We start from the raw sequence: 15,881 nt of genomic DNA on the forward strand, positions 1-15,881 counted from the left end.
TGGGGATTTGACGGATTTAAAAGTGATTACGTCTGGAGCCTGCCAAAGTGTTACAGCCAGGAACACCGCCACGCCCGCCCGGAAGAATCCACAGAGCAGCAGGCACAGTTCTACCTGGCAGTTTATGAGGCGATGACAGCAAATAACCCGGATGCTTTTCATCTTCTCTGCAACTGTGGAACACCTCAGGATTTCTATTCGCTTCCCTATGTAACGCAGGTTCCCACAGCCGATCCGACCTCTGTAGACCAGACCAGGAGAAGGGTCAAGGCATATAAAGCACTGTGCGGCGATTATTTCCCGGTTACCACCGACCATAACGAAGTCTGGTATCCGTCTACCGTGGGAACGGGCGCCATTCTAATTGAAAAACGCGATCTGTCAGGATGGGAGGAAGAGGAGTATGCCAAATGGCTTAAAATTGCACAGGAAAACGAATTGTATAAAGGCACATTTATCGGGGATTTATACAGCTATGGATATGATCCTTATGAAACATATACGGTGGATAAAGATGGAGTCATGTACTATGCATTCTATAAAGATGGCAACCGGTACCGCCCGGATGGCAACCCGGATATTGAATTAAAAGGTCTGGAAGATGGGAAGCTGTACCGCATCGTAGATTATGTAAATAATGTTGTAGTTGCCACAAACGTAACCACCAGTAATGCCGTATTTTCTTACCCGTTCAGCAATTATTTATTAGTAAAAGCAGTGGAAATCAGTGAACCGGATACTGAGGGCCCTGGGCCTGTACCGGATCCGGCGGGTACTGTAACGGTGGAAGAGAGTGCTCCTGAACTGGAATATTCGGGAAGTTGGGTCACAGAGGAAAATGAAGGGTACCATGGAGGCGGCGCCTGCTATACAAAGGAAGCAGAAGCTTCTGTAGAATTAGAGTTTTACGGTACAGGTGCTGCCTGGTATGGACAGCATGACGTTAACTTTGGCACTGCCCGTATATATATAGATGGAACATATGTGGAGACCGTTTCCTGTATGGGAACACCCGGAATTAACATCAAACTGTATGAAATCAACGATCTTAAGCTGGGCTCACACAGGATCAAAATAGAGTGTGAGACCCCGGTAATTGACATAGACAGGCTGACCTATACCAAAGGTAAAGAGATTCCATCTAAATTAAGGACAGGAGATCTCCGGGCACTGGCTGATCTTGCAAACCAGTACGATATGAACAGTTTTGAAGACGGCAGTTACAAAGACCAGATGGGGGTATCCTTAGTTCGGGCTAACCAGCTTCTGGCAGCGGATAACGTATCCCAGAGTGCTGTAAATGAAGAGCAGAAGTACCTTCTGAATGCTATGCTTAAATTAAGAAAAAAAGTACATAAGGATTGGATCGGACTTTCGGGACCGGTACCCGGGGAAGTACCGACAGAGGACATCAGCAGAGAAAATCTTGCAAAAGTAATTTCCTATACAGAACAACTGGAAAAGGATCGGATAATCCCGGTTGTGAAAGGACAGCTTAGTACATCTTATGAACAGGCAGTTTCCATATCAGAACGCCAGGATGCATCCCAGACAGAAATAGACAGGGCATGGTCATCATTAATGAATGCAGTGCAGTATAGCGGCTATACGCAGGGATCCAAAGAAAAGCTGTCCGCATTGCTGGATGAATGTAAAAAACTAAATACTGACATTTATAAAGACACAGTTGCTTTTTTGGTATCTTTAGAGGCAGCAGAGAAAGTATATCAGGACGAAAACGCAATGGATGGGGAAATCAGCGACTGCATCGGACAGTTACAAAAAGCAAAGGATCAACTGGAGTTAAAAGGTCCGGTAAATCCGCCCGATCCGGACCCGGATCCTGATCCCAAGCCCAACCCGGACCCTGCACCTAATCCCAAGCCGGACCCTTCACCTAACCCCAAGCCTGATCCGTCACCTAACCCCAAGCCTGATCCGTCACCCGGTCCAAACCCTGATCCGGTTCTAAAAAAGCCCGAACAGGTAGCAGGGGTAAAGGTAAAAGCAGGGACGGCGTCTCTTACAGTTTCCTGGAAGAAACTGCATAATGCCAAATCTTACAAGGTGTATATCTATAAAAGCGGGAAATGGCGTCTGGCTGGAAAAACCACAAAGACATCCTATCAAATAAAGAAACTGGCATCCGGAACCAGATACACAATAAAAGTAGCCGCAGTCAATAAATTCGGACAGGGTAAATATTCCCAGCAGATATATACGGCAGCGAAACCTGAAAAAGTGAAATTAAAGTCAGTCAGCAGGTACCGTACCACAAAAGTAAAGTTAAACTATGGAAAAGTAAAAGCAGGCGGCTATGAAATCTGGATGAAGGAGGGAAGCCACGCTTATAAAAAAGCAGGTACCAGTTCAAAGACAACTGCAGTAAAAGGAGGATTAAAAAAAGGAAAAACATACTACTTTAAAGTCAGAGCTTATGTTAAGAATAAAAATAAGGTGATTTACGGCAGTTTTTCCAACGTAAAGAAGTATAAAAGAATAATATAAAATGCAAAAGCGGCGTGCAGGGAAAAAGATGATCCCCTGAGCGCCGCTTATTGTATTTTCATTATAATAAGAAGACAGATTAATCAACTACCTTAATGCTTTCAATGGTAGGCTGGTCTTCCGGATTTACCGTTCCGTTACTATCCTGAACCTTTGTATCTTCACAGATCTTATCTACAATTTCCATTCCCTCAGTTACATAACCGAATACCGCATAATCACCGTCTAAAAAATCACTGTCTTCGTGAACGATGAAAAACTGGGAACTGGCACTGTCCATATCCTGGGAGCGTGCCATAGATATTGCGCCTCTGGTATGCTTCAGTGGATTTTCAACGCCGTTATTGGAAAATTCGCCTTTGATCGTCTCATCAGAACCACCCATGCCGGTTCCTTCCGGGTCACCGCCCTGGATCATAAATCCGCTGATAATGCGGTGGAAAGTAAGATTGTCATAGAACCCGCTTTTAGCCAGATTCACAAAATTTGTTACGGAAATAGGAGCATTGTCTGCATCTAATTCTACCTTGATGGTACCGTAGTCCTTCACCGTGATTTCTACGTGATGCTTACCGGAAAGTAAGGTTGAATCGGCAGAAGCATCAGCCTCGGTGGTAACGTTTGTGTCAGCTGCGGCAGATTCGGAAGCATTTGTTTCGGATTCGCTGGCTGCTTTAGTTGTTTCTGTTTCACTGGACTTCACTGTTTCTGTCTGTGCCGTAGTGCTGCTTTGCGTCTCGGATGCAGAATCCTTTTGCCCGCATCCTGTGAAAACGGCGGCAGCGAGTAAAAGAGCGCCCAGCATAATAAATGGTTTTTTCATAATATAAACTTGTCCTTTCTCTAATTGGTTGTACGGTAATATTATATTACATAAAACTATATAAAGTAAATAGAAAACAACAAGGATTCGTTCGGCAATGCGGAATATCCAGGTGTTCCATCATGCAGGCACAAGTGTAAAGTAAAATACTGAGCCGCCGCCAGGGTTGTCTTCAACCCAGATTTTTCCCTGATGAAGACGGATAATTTCGCTGGCGATACAAAGACCGAGACCAAAATGTTCCCTGTCTTTACGAGCTTGGTCAGCCCGGAAAAAGCGCAGAAAAATCTTTTGCTTCAGATCATCCGGAATGCCATAACCCTGATCGGCAACCCAAAGCTTCAGCTTTCCGCCGATAAGACAGATACCCAGAGTTATAGAACAGCCCGCTGACGAATAGCTCATTGCATTATTCAGAAGAATAGAAAGCACCTGTTCAATTCGCTGACTGTCACAGCAGCATTGGGGAAGGGAATCATCCGGCAGGCTGATTTGCAAAGTCATGCCACGGTTCCTTGCTAAGGGACTAAATTTCTCATACACATCCAGTAACAGAGTATCCAGCTGTGTATCTTCAAAGCGGACTGACCAGGACTGGTTATCGGCATTTGCCAGCGTCAGCATGTCATCAATCAGACGTTTCATACGGCTGCCCTCATTTTCGATTGCTTCATAGAAAACAGGCATGTCCTCTTTATCGGCTGCTTTTAAAGCGGTGATGCTGGCGAGCATAACTGAAAGGGGAGAACGAAGCTCATGGGAAGCAGCGGCCACAAACTGCACCTGCCGTTTCCGGCTTTCTTCAATTGGGAAAAGCATCTTCCTGGTAAATTTTCTGGCAAAGAGGAACAGTAATAGTATAGCAGTAATGTCTATACAGAGAAATGTCAGGCGCAGCTGAAAGATTTGTGTGAACAGCTGGGAACGGTCAAACAAAATGACAGCGCATAATATACCGGTTGAATTAGGCAGGGAAGCCACGGATACATAATATTTTTTGTTTAGAAAGGTGATGCCAAAGTCCAGGTATTTTATCATTCTCCTGGATATCGGAGGATTTGCAATATCGAACTTATAAACATTTTTTGCAGTCTGGTATGCGGTGTCAATCAGTTCCTTCTGCCCTGAGTCCGCCCCCATTTGGTTTTGGAACAGCAGCGTTCCTTTTTCAAAAAGTGCAATGGAATAATAGCGGTTGTCAGCCAGGCGCATGAGTTTCTCATGGTCAATGATATTTTGTCCGTCCAGGTAGGTGAGGATAGCGTTTTGATTTTTATCAAAGACAGAGAATTCGTTTTTCGTTAATAGACTTTCAAACACAAGCAGTCCGGCAAGGGACATTACAATCAGGATTGCGCTTGTGACAAACGTGTGAAAAAGAGTCATTTTTAAGTATATTTTATGAAACATTCAGGCCTCCAGACGATATCCGATCCCCCGGATCGTTTTAATGGTTAGACAGCTGTTTACGTTACGCAGGCGTCTCCTTAAAAAATGAATATAATTATCCAGGTTGCCATCCTCTATTTCTGCATCCGGTCCCCACACCTTTACCAGCAGGAGCATGCGGGTCAGAACCCGGTTGGGATTTTTTAAAAATACTTCCATCAGCTCCCCTTCTCTTTTGGAAAGGGAGCAGGACTGGTTATCTCTGTACAATACTTTTTCAAGAGGGTGAAAAGTCACATCGCTACAGGTAATATTCTGGATGATTTCTATTTTTCTGGGGCGCCGGCTGATGCAGCGGATTCTTGCCATGAGTTCTTCGTAAGCAATAGGTTTTACAATGTAATCATCAGCACCTGTATCTAGTCCCTGAACCCGGTCGTGGATTTCCCCAAGCGCAGTCACCAATATAACCGGTGTCGTGCTGCCGGATTCTCTTAACCTGGAAAGAAGTGTGGTGCCGCTCATGGATGGCAGCATCCGGTCTAAAAGTATCAGGTCATGGGCGTTCTGATAAGCCAAATAGAGCCCATCTTCCCCGTTATGGCAAAAATCAACAGAAAACCCATCTTTCTTTAACTTGTAAGATAGTGACTGGCATAGTTTAACATCATCGTCAATAATCAAAATTCGCATGTTGTTAGGCTCCTTTATATATCACTCAATCCCTTTATCCGGGATATTCTTCCATAAACTGTAAAGTACGTCTGTAAAACAATAATCAAACACAATTATCAGATAATCTTTTGACCATTATAACATATGAATGATTCATTTTGTCGGTTTAACGGAAATTAGAGATTAATTAGAGATAAGATAAAGGGTTTTTAGAGGCAGTGAAAAAAGGTCTGTGTTATAATGGTTTTGCAGGTAAGAAAAAAGTATATTTAAGTATGCCTGGGCAAATCTCCTGCGAAGTGGAGCGTGTAAATAGAGAAAATGAATATCAGATACGCACCCGGAAAGGATATACAATGAATAGACAAAAAAGAATCGTTATTGCGGTTTTGTTAATGATGATATTAACTGTTCTGAGTGGATGTAACCAACAGAAAAATACACCGGAAAAAGGGGGCGGACAGCCGGTAAACACAAGCCTGGAGACAACAGGTAACCAATCCCTGGGAAGATATGTAGAACAGGATCTGAGTTTACCGGAAGCAGAAATAGGCACATTAGTCAAGGCACTTTCGGACAAAACACTCCGGGCATTTACTCCAAAGGGAATTTTCCATTCCCGGGATGGCGGTGATACGTGGACTGCCTGGGAGAAACAGCCCCAGGAGCTGACGGAAGATATGCAGGCCCCCGGGGATGGGGACGCTGCATCAGGGAACTTATTATCGTTTGCAGAGGAGCTTGGGGGAATTGTGCCCATGGCAGCCGGGTATGACGGCAGTATATTTTACAGGATGAACAGGGGTGAGGGTAAAATTTATAAATATATGGATAAGGGCGGAACGGTAAAGAAAGTAAAGCTGTCTCTATCCGGAGAAAATAATGAAATTACATCAGCTGAGTTTACTGAAGAAGGGGAATTAATATGCGGTGATCAGGCAGGAAATATATATCAGATTAACTGTGGTTCTGGAGAAGTCGCATATACTTATCATATGGCTTCCAACGATAATAGTATGTCGTATCCCACGCTGATTCCTATAGACGGCAAGCTTTTTGTGGCTTACAGCAGGTTCAATGACAAGTGGGAAACGGAAGGTGTAAACGTGGATACGTATGATCTTGCATCACATAAACTGGAAGAGAAGAACCAGGTGTTATATGAGTTTTTTGCCGGTAAGGAAAAGATGGCGAATCAAATAAACATGCCCATATTTATGACAGACCCTGCCAATAAAAATATTTATATTGGGGATAATACCGGCGTCTATAAATATACCCTTGGCAGTTCCGTAGTAGAAAAAATATTTAACGGGGCATTGGGAAAAATGTATAATCCAGCGGCTTCTCTGGCAGGTGGAACGGTTCTGGAAGAGGACGCATTTATATTAAATTACAATGTTGGATATGATTTATCCATGGTTCGCTACCAATATGATCCAAATGTGCCGGCAGTACCGGAAAAGGAACTTACCATCTATTCCTTGTATGATAATATCCTTATCCGCCAGGCGGTTACGATATTCCAGAAAAACAATCCGGATGTATTTGTGAATTTTGAAATAGGGCTTACCGGGGAAGATGCCGTAACCGTAACCGATGCCGTAAAAACTCTGAATACCAATATTATGTCGGGTCAGGGACCGGATATACTGCTTTTAAACGGAATGCCGGCAGATTCCTATATGGAAAAAGGATTATTAATGGATATCAGTGATGTGATAGCGGAAGTTGCAGATACAGACGGCATTTTTGAAAACATAGCTGCTTCTTATAAAAATGAAGATCAAATTCTGGCAGTACCCATGCGGTTTTCTGTTCCAGTGGCAACGGGTAAAACAGAACTGGTATCCCGGTATCAGGATTTAGAATCCCTGGCAGGGGTGGCGCAACAAATGAGAACGGAGAACCCGGACGCAAAGAGTGTCATCGGAAGTATGCCGGCGGATGTCTTAATCAGATTATTTCTGGTAAATGCAGCGCCATTCTGGATTGCAGAGGACGGGACGCTGGATGAAACCAGTCTGACAGGGTTTTATACTTCCCTGAAAAAGATCCAGGATGCCCAGCTGGGAGCAGCGGGACAGCCGGAAACAGGTGTAATACAAGGAGAATTGCAGGGAGAAGACCAGCCGGAAGGGGAAGCTCTGGATGTGGCAAGTTTCATGACCACCAGCACTTACCAGTTGGGTATCATGGGATTTGAAAATACCCGCATCGGTATTTCCAATGCGGCGAATGCAGAAGATTTATGCTGGATATTGTCCATGGTCAGCAAACTGGGAGACGCAGAATATAAAACGGTGCCCGGAGATGTCTATATTCCGATAGATCCACTGGCAATCAGTTCCAAAAGTGAAGACGCAGAGCTGGCAAAACGTTTTATGACAATGATGCTCCAGTCAGATATTCAGTCCGTCCAAGTATCCGGATATCCGGTTAATAAAAAGGTATTTGACAGTAATATGGAAAAGCCGGCGGACTTCAGGGACAGTTATGATCTGGTAGACGATAGGGGAGAAGGCGCTTTTCATCTGGAACGGATATGGCCGTCAAAAAGCGACGCAGATCAATTTAAGCAGAAAATCGCAGGATTAAATACGGCGGCTCTGCTGGATGATATGATTAACAGGACCGTGATGGAAGAAGGGAAAAAGTGTCTGGGTTCCCAGGAAACAGTAGAAGAGGCGGTAAAAAATGTAATGAAAAAGATCAGTATCTATCTGGCTGAGTAACAGAGGAGTATTGTTGATAAAATCATAAATTGAAAATATTGGAAGTAAGTTATTACAGATGGACAGATTGAAACCTTCAATCAACAGGCTTTTAAAGCAATAAAAAAAGCAAGCCCCGAAAGCCTGCAAACCCTTTATTTCCCCCATAAAATGAGGAGTGCCCCGGTGTCTGGTACACCGAGGCTATTATGAAAAAATTTATCTATATGTGTAATGTGCCGAGCATTATTTATCTTGTTTTATCAGACCTCATAGTTCGCAGAAGTATGGGGCATTCACCACTGTATTATTTATAGTGCATTATCTTTTATTACTCAAAGTTGAGTGAAAGTTGAGTGTAAACATACCCTGTGTAATATCTTGTTTTGGCAGCAAAAACATACATAATCCCCTTGTAGACTTATACATTAGAAGATATCTGTAGGGGATTTTTGATATATTAGTCACCAATTGTTTTATTGGATAATGAAATCTGTGTAAAGTTTAGGGCATGTGAGGTTGGTGTTACTTGCTTAAGACGCTTTTATATATCCATACTTATTAAATGATATAGGCCATTATTGTTCATCAACTTGCGAATTATTTTCATGATTCATTTTATTCCATGCTTTATCCATTTCTGTAAGTTCATTTTTTTTATCTTTGCATCGAGAGGCTATTTTTTCAAAAAGTTCCGTTATATCTTGTGGCCTTTGAATTTCTCTATTTTTTCTTTTTATATCATCAGGAATATTACTAATGCATTGTTTCCTAAGTGCAGATAAGCAATCTTGTAATCGCAGCATTAATAAATTGGACATTAGTTCATCACTGACTGCAAAATCTATGCCTAACGTTTCGTCCCATAGCCCTATTTCGTAAATAGGAGAGAACATTTTTTCGTCGGAGTAAGAAAGATCATCATAAAAATGAGAGACGTTTGAATATAAATATAAAGCTAAAACAGACAATGCGCCCCTATCGTTGATAAGCGAATTTAATGATTCAATGGCAATTCTTGAACGTTTAGGGGTGGAGTCTAATTCGTCTTCGGGTAGTTTAATTGAATCATGATGTAATTCAGCTAATATTTTAATTGATTCTACGTTTAAGCCAATAATTTCCACCATTTTTTGCAATTCTAAATCCAATTCTTTAACAGATGTTCTTCCTAATAAAAAATCTGTAGAAACCTCATAATAGTCCGCTATCTTGTTAAGGATTCCAATATCGGGTTTTCTTTCACCGTTTTCATAATAACCCAACGATACACGAGATATCTTTAAACCGTCAGCAACTTCCTGCTGACTTTTTTTGCCCCTTAGCGCTTTTAATCTTTGAGAAAACAAATCAGTTACATTTTTCATATAGTCACCTCTCGATGTATATTATTGTTACATTAACATAATTTATGTAACAATTATGTTGACGTAACAATTGTTTATTGATATGATAAAAGTGTAACAGATAATGATGAAGTTTTCAAGAGTTATTTAAACAATGATAAGCAGAAAGGATTGATATTATGAGACAAAGAGCGGTAAACGTAGTTTCAGGTGAAAGTAGATTGATGGATACCGAAGAGTTGAGGGCATACACAAATTTAGGACGTAATAATGCCATGAAATTAGGCGAAGAAATAGGGGCAAAGATTAAAGTAGGGAAAAGGGTCTTATGGGATAGGGCCAAAATAGATCAGTATCTTAATGAGCTGACAGGAGTTGAATAATTTATGTACGTATGTTTTTATATTATGCTTGGTGTCAGGGATAGATATATAGGGGAAATGCCTGCTACCAGAGAAAGGAGACCCTATGCCGAGAAATCAAATATTTTGCCTGGATGTAGTGAACACTGATAAGTTTTTAGGAAACACACATTGTTCTACTCAATATTGGAAGCGTATCTATAGCAGCTTGGCAGGGGGACAGGTATTAGAGAGTGTCGGATAGTCAAAAGTATTATTATCTGAAATTGAAAGAGAACTTCTTTGAAAGTGATAGCATGATTTTATTGGATAGTATGAAAGATGGGTATTTGTACAGCAATATTTTAATGAAATTGTATCTGAAAAGCCTTAAGGATGGCGGCAGATTGATGTTAAATGGCACGATTCCATATAATTCTCAAATGTTGGCAAGTGTTACCAGGCATCAGGTTGGAACATTGGAAAAAGCACTTGATATCTTTAAGGAATTGGGATTGATTGAAGTGTTGGATACCGGTGCTATCTACATGATGGATATTCAGAATTTTATCGGCAGGAGTAGCACAGAAGCAGACCGCAAACGAGAATACAGGGAACGGATTGAACAGGAGAAATTAACTGAAAAGATAGGGGATGGACAAAGTGCGGACAAATGTCCAGACATATCTCTGGACTTATCTCCACCAGAGATAGAGATAGAGAAAGAGATAGAAAATATATGTTCGCCAGAGGACGAACGAGAGTCAGATTTTGATAAAATATATGCTATTTATCCAAAGAAGAGAGGACGAACTAAAGCATTTGATAATTATTGTATTTGGTTGAAGGGAAGATCTGTAAATGGCAAAAGGAAGAAATTGACAAATAAAGCGGTATACCTGGCTGTATTTAATTATGTTAAGCAGCAGGAGGATGCAGGAACAGAATTGGAGTATTATAAAAACTTTGATACTTTGATGGGAAAGCAATTACTTGATTATGTGCAGGAGGATGAGTAATGAATGATAATTTTGCTGAACGATCTGTAATAGGGGCATTATTGATTGATATGAACTGTATGCAACTTATATACAATGATCTAAGGCCAGAGATGTTTACTGATACCATGCTTAGAAACGTCTATACAGAGGTAGTCAAAGCGTATGATGTTGGTAAGCAATTAAGCGTTGTAAACCTATCACAGTCACTTGAATCAAGTACATATACAAGGGAGATGGTTATAAATGAACTAAAGGGATGTATGGATACAGCAATTACTACTCAGCATATTCGTAATTATGCTGATGTTATGATCAAAGACTATAAATCCTTAAGATTAAAACAGATCATAAGTCAGATAAAGCCCCTGCCAGATAACATTGATAGTCAAATGGGGATGCTTATCAATAAACTGGAAGCATTGATGGAATCTAAAAAATCTAATGCAAACATATTGAAGGATATAGTAGAACAGAACTGCGATCAATATTTCAAAGAGAATGGAGATTCTAAATTACTGACCGGATTCAATAAATTGGATGATATCACAGGCGGTCTTGAAGGTGGTGACGTGATCATCCTGGGGGCAAGACCGGCGGTGGGTAAATCGGCTTTTGTTTCTCAGATAGTTATAAGCATGGCCAAGCAAAAGAAAAAAATAGGTTTTTATAATCTGGAAATGGCAGATAAGCAGATTTATGAGAGATTCCTAAGTAATGAGAGTGGTATTGGAGTAACACGGATCAGAAGAGCCAAGGACTTTCTTGGTGATGAAAAAGACCGTTTCAATTCAGCAAATAAGGTTCTTTCTGAACTTAATATAATGATCAGTAGCGGTACAAAGTCCGTAGGTGAGATTAGAAATGAATGCAGACATATGGAATTAGATTGCATAGTCATTGATTATTTGCAATTGTTAAAATCTGATATTCGGTATCAGAATAGAGCGAGTGAAGTAGGGGCGATATCTAAAGCTATCAAATCATTAGCAATGGAATTAAATATTCCGGTGATAGCATTATCACAGTTAAACCGGATTAGTGAAATGAAGGATACAAAGGAACCTAGCATGAGTGAACTTAGAGAAGCCGGGGACATAGAACAGGACGCAAGTATAATTATGCTTATGTGGAATCTGGACAACGATAACCGGGAGAAAAAGGCATTGAAAGTTGATAAGAACCGCCAGGGAGAACTGGGAACAGTTGTATTTAACTTCAATGGAAATGAAATGAGATTTATAGAAAGTGAAGAAACTATAAAGCAGGTAATGGATGGATTTAAACCAGTAAAGATTTCTACACCGTTTGATTAGGAGTAAATATGGCAGCAGGCAAATTATTAAAGGGCAGTGAAGAATTTGAAATGTTTCAAGATTATTGGAAGTTAATTCAACAATTTTGGAATATAGAAGATAATGATGATTATTGGGAAAGTGTGACATTGGCGGGAACAATGTTCTACGAAAAGTATAAAAGCGAATACGCAAAGGGGCTTGTATTGGCGTATATGGATGAATTAGACAGGAAATTCAAGGAAAGGGAAGGAGTATGAAAATTTTAACACAGGGTAGAAATGCGGTTGTTGATGCAGGGAGAGAGATCCGGATTATTAAAAGTAATGAATTGTGGTAATTGAAAGCTATGGGAGGATAAAGGATAGTCTGGCATCATACCCTACTGAAAAAAGAGCAAAAGAAGTATTATCAGAATTATTCCAGTTTGTCAGAACTAAGAGAATACATATATAATGCCAGAGGAATAAATGATAAAATTTCCTGATGTCACAACATTGCTTGAGTCTTTACTTAGATTTGAGGGCGGCAATGGTAATGAGGTTAGTATTACTTAGTACATGTTATGTATTGTCATTGCAAAGTTATATTTATTTATAGCAGTATATATACTTGTTTTGGTTTGGGAAAATAATTAGTGACAGGCATGATTAACCGTACATAACCGTACATCGTTATGTGCGGTAAAGGTTGCATCTTCACACAAAACGACGAAAAGTAATAGATTTATTTGAAATACAAACACAAAGAATGCAACATGTACCTGAAAGTACGGGTTCTGAAATGAATGAGATTATAACATGCTTATAAATGAGCGGGTTCAAATTAAGCTTTTGGACAAATATGTCTGAAAGCATAAAGGGTGCCCTTAGTACGGGCCTCCTTATTGATAGAATTCTTTCCAAATTAGGAATAAAGTATTTAGGATCCATATAGTACGCATAAAGTACGTATCACATCAGATGGTGTCCATAAACCGGACAGAACAAGAGGACTACTCATTTATTGAGTACCACATACCGGACAGCAAATGAGGTTTTGCTCATTTTTGAGCAATCAACAATCGTGTTGAATGGCATTTAACAAGTGTACCTCCTGGTACGGTGGTTGCACTATCCATAATCTAACCGAACGTAAGGCGAACGCAATTTGTACTGCGCTCACATATGAGCCGAGCGAAAAGGGGTTTCTAAGTTAGATATACCTTTAGATTTCGTCACTAGTGACGATAACCTCAGAAGGGAGAAAACAAACATGACCAACGAAGAAATTGTAATCCGGATTCAGGCCGGCATGGATGTTGCTGACAATATGGCAGCACTATGGGAGCAGAACCGGGCATTTATTTATAAGACAGCAAAGCGATACCAAGGTTACACGGACATAGAAGACCTGCTGCAAGAGGGATACCTGGGACTCAATGAAGCGGTAGAACACTGGGAGCAGGATACAGGTGTCAAGTTCCTGTCATATGCCAGTCATTGGATCAGACAATCTATGGTCCGGTATGTGGAGAATTGCGGCAGTTCAGTACGTATTCCATCCTATGCATATCAGAGGATTCAGAAGTATAAGCAGTTCCTGTCATGGTTCCTGAAATGTTACGGAAGAAAGCCAGTAGACGCTGAAATCAGCCATTTTATGGGATTAGGTATAGAACAGTTAGAACAACTTAAAAAAGATGCCAGGGCGGCTGAATTACGAAGCCTGGACTGTACTGTGGGCGGTGAAGATAATGACATAGCTCTGGGTGATACGATAGCCGGCAGTGAAGACATTGAAAGTAAGGTCTTGGATGAAGTCGAAGCTGAACAGCTTAAAACAGCCATATGGAGCATAGTTGATTCACTGGAAGAATACCAGGCCTTTGTTATAAAGAATAGGTATAAAGCCAATATGACAATGGATGCAGTAGCAAAAGAGCGGGGAGTCACTAGAGAAGCGATCCGGCAGCAGGAAGTAAAAGCGTTAAGGGCATTAAGGAAGCCAAAGAATTCAAGACGTTTGAGACCCTTTATAGATGAGTATATCACCTGTCAGGCTTTTAAATGCGGTGGAGTCGAAACATTTAACCGTACCTGGACAAGCACAACGGAATATGCGGCACTGAAATTAATAGATAATAACATGGATGTTAAGAAATGTTAATGTCTTAGCAAATAACAGATGTGGTATGTTGGGAAGAGTCAATATTCCAAATATATTGATGTCATTTAGATGTAATCTGTGAATGATCTAATAAAAGCTATTTGCAGTTTACAAAATACTATATTTTGAAATATCTTCCTTGCCCCTTTTTTGGGACTCACAAATTTTAATTCTAATGAATGCTAATGTTTTGAATTATACATCCGATAATACAAATAAAAGTTAGTAATAGTTAGTATCTAGGGTATGCTGAATATTAAGCAGACCTGGAAGAGCCAGGGCTTTAGAGCATAGTTGTTATTATTTGAGTCCATAAAAAGGAAAGATCAAGACATTCAAGACACCTTAAAAACAGTAATATGCTATTTCCTTCGTCCTATAAGGAGAAATGCCCCCGGTCTGAAAAAAGTTGCGTTTTATATGGGAAACAGCTGACCGGAGAAGGGCTAGACAAATTTGATCGGAGCACATATGCGTGAGGGGTAGTCTACTTAGCTGCCCCCATGCTGAAAAATACAAAAACTCTAAGGGAACGGTGACCGGGAAGGTTTACGTAAGGAGAGAAAATCTATTATTCCTGGAAATATACGAATAGATCAGAGATAAAGTCAGTGTTTTCGGGATCACAGATTGATACCCCGTACTGAAAACCCGGTGTTAAATGAGGGTTAAACAGGTGTTATAGATATGTTATGGAGCATATAAAGGCGGGAAATAACAAGTCCTGCTGCTGTTGAGTGTTTCAATATGCAGCAGAGGTATGCCAACTTTTAATTTATATTTAGAATTTTCGGCACAGATGACTATGCATGGGGGCGGGGGCAGTTAAGGAAAACTTTTTAAGCCCCCCCTGGTATCCTGATAATGTTGGGGCAGGCTTGACCGAGTGATCAGGTAAGATTTACACACAGGTGATTTTACTGTAGCCCCTCCCGGTAACTTACCGGCACCCCCTGTATGGTTAGTAATAGGCTTACTGACAATCAGTCAGGTAGTTTCCCCAGATTTGGGGAAGAAAGGAGATTGAAATATGGGATTGATTTTAGAAGAGCAAGAGACATGTATAAATTTAAGTCGCATGGATGACCGGGCACAGATTTATACCTCTGATACAACTATGATGACAAAATTAGACAAGCTAGTTAAAGCTGAAGACACAGAATGGAAATTAGAGGGGCTGTCCAAATCAAATAACGGGGATGTGGTTGGAAAAACATATTCCTGCCCGGCAGCATTGATATCATTCAGATCAAAACGGATTAATCGCACCTTTACGGAAGAACAGCGCCGGGCAGTTGCTGAAAGGTTCTCAAGAAATCGTTTATAGCTGTTTTAATTCAATTGGCTAGTTTGATTTTAGAAAATAAGGATGTCAGGGGTAGAAATATATGCATGAGAGGGTAAAGCGTCTATTTGGACGCTACAGGACGTAAGAATACCGCCCACAGTCTATGCGATCAGGGGCGGCACGGTATCAGATATTCATGTCAGAAAAGTCAATGTAGAGATCATTATATATCCCGGCTTTAATTGTATCCGAAAAAGTGTAATCCCCGGTGTCTTCAGATCCAAAATTGTAAACCAGAATCATATTTTTGTCAGGGTCAACGATCCAGTATTCACGAACACCGGCAGAACGGTATT

12 protein-coding genes and 1 pseudogene are annotated in these 15,881 nt (G+C 40.7%); 8 read left to right on the top strand and 5 right to left on the bottom strand.

Going from position 1 to position 15,881, the window contains the following annotated elements; translation table 11 throughout:
* Positions 1 to 2,508 (top strand): fibronectin type III domain-containing protein (locus ACH2DQ_RS06845; protein ID WP_395026090.1); only part of this gene is annotated, 2,508 nt, incomplete at its 5' end.
* A gap of 79 nt (positions 2,509 to 2,587) precedes the next feature.
* Here ACH2DQ_RS06845 and ACH2DQ_RS06850 read toward each other — a convergent pair.
* The 3 genes from ACH2DQ_RS06850 to ACH2DQ_RS06860 all read right to left on the bottom strand — a co-directional run bounded on the left by ACH2DQ_RS06850 (position 2,588) and on the right by ACH2DQ_RS06860 (position 5,413).
* Positions 2,588 to 3,331, bottom strand: a complete 744-nt coding sequence (locus tag ACH2DQ_RS06850) for a peptidylprolyl isomerase (protein ID WP_394913021.1) — start codon at positions 3,329 to 3,331, stop codon at positions 2,588 to 2,590.
* 120 nt (positions 3,332 to 3,451) lie between these two features.
* Positions 3,452 to 4,741 (bottom strand): sensor histidine kinase, encoded by a 1,290-nt coding sequence (locus ACH2DQ_RS06855; protein WP_394913022.1) that lies wholly within the window; start codon positions 4,739 to 4,741, stop codon positions 3,452 to 3,454.
* The gene (locus tag ACH2DQ_RS06860; protein ID WP_395026093.1) at positions 4,742 to 5,413 is read right to left on the bottom strand and encodes a response regulator transcription factor; all 672 of its coding nucleotides are present in this window, start codon (positions 5,411 to 5,413) and stop codon (positions 4,742 to 4,744) included.
* Positions 5,414 to 5,751: 338 nt separating this feature from the next.
* Here ACH2DQ_RS06860 and ACH2DQ_RS06865 point away from each other — a divergent pair, with 338 nt between their 5' ends.
* Positions 5,752 to 8,130 carry an extracellular solute-binding protein gene (locus tag ACH2DQ_RS06865; protein ID WP_394913024.1) on the top strand — a complete coding sequence of 793 codons (2,379 nt, stop codon included), beginning with the start codon at positions 5,752 to 5,754 and terminating at the stop codon, positions 8,128 to 8,130.
* A 557-nt stretch (positions 8,131 to 8,687) separates the two neighbouring features.
* Here ACH2DQ_RS06865 and ACH2DQ_RS06870 read toward each other — a convergent pair.
* On the bottom strand, positions 8,688 to 9,476 hold the full coding sequence (locus tag ACH2DQ_RS06870; RefSeq protein ID WP_394913025.1) for a helix-turn-helix domain-containing protein: 789 nt from the start codon (positions 9,474 to 9,476) through the stop codon (positions 8,688 to 8,690).
* A gap of 158 nt (positions 9,477 to 9,634) precedes the next feature.
* On the opposite strand from ACH2DQ_RS06870, the gene ACH2DQ_RS06875 reads away from it, so the two are divergent.
* From ACH2DQ_RS06875 to ACH2DQ_RS06900, 6 genes are all read left to right on the top strand, one after another.
* The gene (locus tag ACH2DQ_RS06875) at positions 9,635 to 9,838 is read left to right on the top strand and encodes a DUF6462 family protein (RefSeq protein WP_377147421.1); all 204 of its coding nucleotides are present in this window, start codon (positions 9,635 to 9,637) and stop codon (positions 9,836 to 9,838) included.
* A gap of 212 nt (positions 9,839 to 10,050) precedes the next feature.
* A complete protein-coding gene (locus ACH2DQ_RS06880) occupies positions 10,051 to 10,815 on the top strand; it encodes a phage replisome organizer N-terminal domain-containing protein (RefSeq protein ID WP_394913026.1) in 765 nt (254 codons plus the stop codon).
* Entirely contained in the window at positions 10,815 to 12,110 is a 1,296-nt protein-coding gene (locus ACH2DQ_RS06885) for a replicative DNA helicase (RefSeq protein WP_394913027.1), read from the top strand. Before ACH2DQ_RS06880 ends, ACH2DQ_RS06885 begins: the two co-directional genes overlap by 1 nt.
* Before the next feature lie 8 nt (positions 12,111 to 12,118).
* The gene (locus ACH2DQ_RS06890) at positions 12,119 to 12,349 is read left to right on the top strand and encodes a hypothetical protein (protein ID WP_394913028.1); all 231 of its coding nucleotides are present in this window, start codon (positions 12,119 to 12,121) and stop codon (positions 12,347 to 12,349) included.
* Positions 12,350 to 13,343: 994 nt separating this feature from the next.
* On the top strand, positions 13,344 to 14,237 hold the full coding sequence (locus ACH2DQ_RS06895; RefSeq protein ID WP_394913029.1) for a sigma-70 family RNA polymerase sigma factor: 894 nt from the start codon (positions 13,344 to 13,346) through the stop codon (positions 14,235 to 14,237).
* Positions 14,238 to 15,267: 1,030 nt separating this feature from the next.
* Complete coding sequence (locus ACH2DQ_RS06900) at positions 15,268 to 15,564, top strand: hypothetical protein (RefSeq protein ID WP_394913030.1); 297 nt, start codon at positions 15,268 to 15,270, stop codon at positions 15,562 to 15,564.
* Between the two features lie 147 nt (positions 15,565 to 15,711).
* On the opposite strand, the pseudogene ACH2DQ_RS06905 reads toward ACH2DQ_RS06900, so the two are convergent.
* Positions 15,712 to 15,881: pseudogene (locus ACH2DQ_RS06905) on the bottom strand (Uma2 family endonuclease); the annotation flags it as partial.

The organism is Robinsoniella sp., from assembly GCF_034124845.1.

Coding starts and splice junctions, on each gene's coding strand:
- ACH2DQ_RS06850 (WP_394913021.1), bottom strand. CDS start 3,331: ATGAAAAAACCATTTATTATGCTGGGCGCTCTTTTACTCGCTGCCGCC.
- ACH2DQ_RS06855 (WP_394913022.1), bottom strand. CDS start 4,741: ATGTTTCATAAAATATACTTAAAAATGACTCTTTTTCACACGTTTGTC.
- ACH2DQ_RS06860 (WP_395026093.1), bottom strand. CDS start 5,413: ATGCGAATTTTGATTATTGACGATGATGTTAAACTATGCCAGTCACTA.
- ACH2DQ_RS06865 (WP_394913024.1), top strand. CDS start 5,752: ATGAATAGACAAAAAAGAATCGTTATTGCGGTTTTGTTAATGATGATA.
- ACH2DQ_RS06870 (WP_394913025.1), bottom strand. CDS start 9,476: ATGAAAAATGTAACTGATTTGTTTTCTCAAAGATTAAAAGCGCTAAGG.
- ACH2DQ_RS06875 (WP_377147421.1), top strand. CDS start 9,635: ATGAGACAAAGAGCGGTAAACGTAGTTTCAGGTGAAAGTAGATTGATG.
- ACH2DQ_RS06885 (WP_394913027.1), top strand. CDS start 10,815: ATGAATGATAATTTTGCTGAACGATCTGTAATAGGGGCATTATTGATT.
- ACH2DQ_RS06890 (WP_394913028.1), top strand. CDS start 12,119: ATGGCAGCAGGCAAATTATTAAAGGGCAGTGAAGAATTTGAAATGTTT.
- ACH2DQ_RS06895 (WP_394913029.1), top strand. CDS start 13,344: ATGACCAACGAAGAAATTGTAATCCGGATTCAGGCCGGCATGGATGTT.
- ACH2DQ_RS06900 (WP_394913030.1), top strand. CDS start 15,268: ATGGGATTGATTTTAGAAGAGCAAGAGACATGTATAAATTTAAGTCGC.